Annotated in this window: 3 protein-coding genes; all 3 read left to right on the top strand. The window is 70.9% G+C overall.

Annotated elements, in window-relative coordinates; translation table 11 throughout:
* Positions 1 to 411 (top strand): hypothetical protein (locus OERS_RS21685; protein WP_211268532.1); only part of this gene is annotated, 411 nt, incomplete at its 5' end.
* A gap of 140 nt (positions 412 to 551) precedes the next feature.
* Entirely contained in the window at positions 552 to 1,028 is a 477-nt protein-coding gene (locus OERS_RS20365; protein WP_056649866.1) for an LpqN/LpqT family lipoprotein, read from the top strand.
* Positions 1,025 to 1,558, top strand: a complete 534-nt coding sequence (locus OERS_RS20360; RefSeq protein ID WP_068627790.1) for a hypothetical protein — start codon at positions 1,025 to 1,027, stop codon at positions 1,556 to 1,558. Before OERS_RS20365 ends, OERS_RS20360 begins: the two co-directional genes overlap by 4 nt.
* Positions 1,559 to 1,936: the final 378 nt, after the last annotated feature.

The following is a 1,936-nucleotide window of genomic DNA, read 5'->3' as shown; positions in this document are numbered from 1 at the left end:
CCCCAGCGAGCCGTCGGGGCAGGGGGCAAGGCCGACGGCTCGCTGGGGTACGGGATCCTCGAGGCGAACGGCAGTGCCGAGGCGTTCGCGGGTGCGCGCGCCGGCGTCGACGCCGCGGCCTCGGTCGGACCCGACGGGCTGGGGGTCGCGGTCGGCGCCGAGGCGTTCGCCGGGGCCGAGGCCAAGGTCGAGGCGTCGGTGGGGATCGAGGGCGCCCAGGTCGGCGCCGAGGCGACCGGCTACGCGGGGATCGGCGTCCGTGCGAACGTGGACGTCAAGGCAGGCTGGGAGCACACGGAGATCGACATCGACCTCGGCGTCGCGCTCGGGCTGGGCGGTGGGGTCGGCCTGAAGGTCGACCTCGAGCCCAAGAAGCTCGTGGAGGGCCTGACCGACCTCCTGCCCTGGTGACCGGCTCACCGCACGGGCAGCAGGAGCGGCCCGTGGGGCCAGGGGCTCGCCGAGACGCCCGGGTCGCCGAGGGCCTGACAGACTGACACCCCCGTCCTGCCGTCGAGCAGGACGGCACCGACCGACACGAAGGATGGTTCATGAGCACCGTGCTCTCCTACCCCAGCGCCGACTTCCCTGCCCCCGTCCGGGTCAGCATCGACTGCCCGGAGGACTGGGCACCGCTCCCCGAGGTCGCGCTCCCGCTCGCCCTGGCCAAGGTCGTGGCCCCCGGCGAGTTCCGGCCCAACGTCATCGTGGTCGTGTCGCGCACGCGCAAGCAGTTCACGCTGGAGAACGCCGTGAGCGAGGTCGTGACCAAGCTGACCGGGCTCGCCGGGTACGCCGAGCTGGGGCGCGAGGAGCGGGAGATCGCGGGACACCCCGGCTTCCGGATCGAGGGCGCCTTCACGGACGCCGAGGGAGGGACCCTGGTCCAGGCCGTCCGCACGACGATCGTCGACCGTGGACCGGTCGTGGACCTGGTGCAGGTCACGGGCTCGTGCTCGGGAGCGCAGGCCGAGCAGCTGCTGGTCGAGATCCGAGCGATCCAGGAGAGCCTGAGGATCGAGGAGTGAGCGTCCCCGTGCCGACCGGCGGTCCGGCCGGGGTCGAGGACGTCGTCGCGGCCCTCCTCTCGCTCAACGCGGAGGACGTGCCCTACGAGGTCACGGCAGAACCGACGGACAAGGGAGTCGTCGTCACCGCGACCTGGAAGGGCTGGGACGTGCGCTGGCAGTCCTTCTTCGGTGCGGGGGCCGTCACCAAGACGTTCCGGCTCGTGGTCACGCTCGACGGCAGGCGAGGGACCTACGCGTTCACCGAGCTCCACGGCTCGTCGCGCAGGTCCGTGGGTGTCTCGGCCGGTGGCGTGCACGCCGAGGCGCGCAAGGACGGGTTCCGTGGCAAGACCTTCGGGGCGCGCTCCCTGAAGGTCGTGGTCGCGCCGCGGGTCACGGCCTCCGGTGAGCGAGGCTACGAGGTGTCGAACGTCGCGACCCTGTCGTTCACCCCCTCGACCATCAAGGTGCCGGTCTTCTCGACGCTTCGCTCGCTCGGGTGGCGCCCTCGGTTCGACAACGGGTTCATGCGGCGGTTCGAGGGCTGATCCGGCGGCGCGACCGTGGTGCGAGGGCAGGCCGAGCCGTCGTGGCCTCCCGTCGCGCCCTGAGTGCTCACGTCCCGGAACCGCGTAACGATTGCTCAGATCGCAAGACAGGGTTCCATCAGGCGAGATCGCCTGTCAGTGTGGAGGTTCACCTCAGTCGTACAATCGAGTGGTTCTCCCGTTGGCGGCCGCGGACCTCACCCGGACAGCCCGCGTGACCGGTCCGCCCCACTCCTGCGGACCGTTCGTCCCCCTCCTCGATCGGAAGGCGTTCTTTCCTGTGAGCAGCTCCCGTCCTTTGCGCGTCGCTATCGTCGGCGCTGGTCCTGCTGGTATCTATGCGGCGGACATTCTGTCGAAGACGGATGTCGAGGTGAG

Source organism: Oerskovia enterophila (assembly GCF_001692445.1).
Lineage (GTDB): Bacteria > Actinomycetota > Actinomycetes > Actinomycetales > Cellulomonadaceae > Oerskovia > Oerskovia enterophila.
The sequence above is the reverse complement of the archived record's forward strand: the minus strand, read 5'-3'. Positions and strand labels throughout refer to the sequence as shown.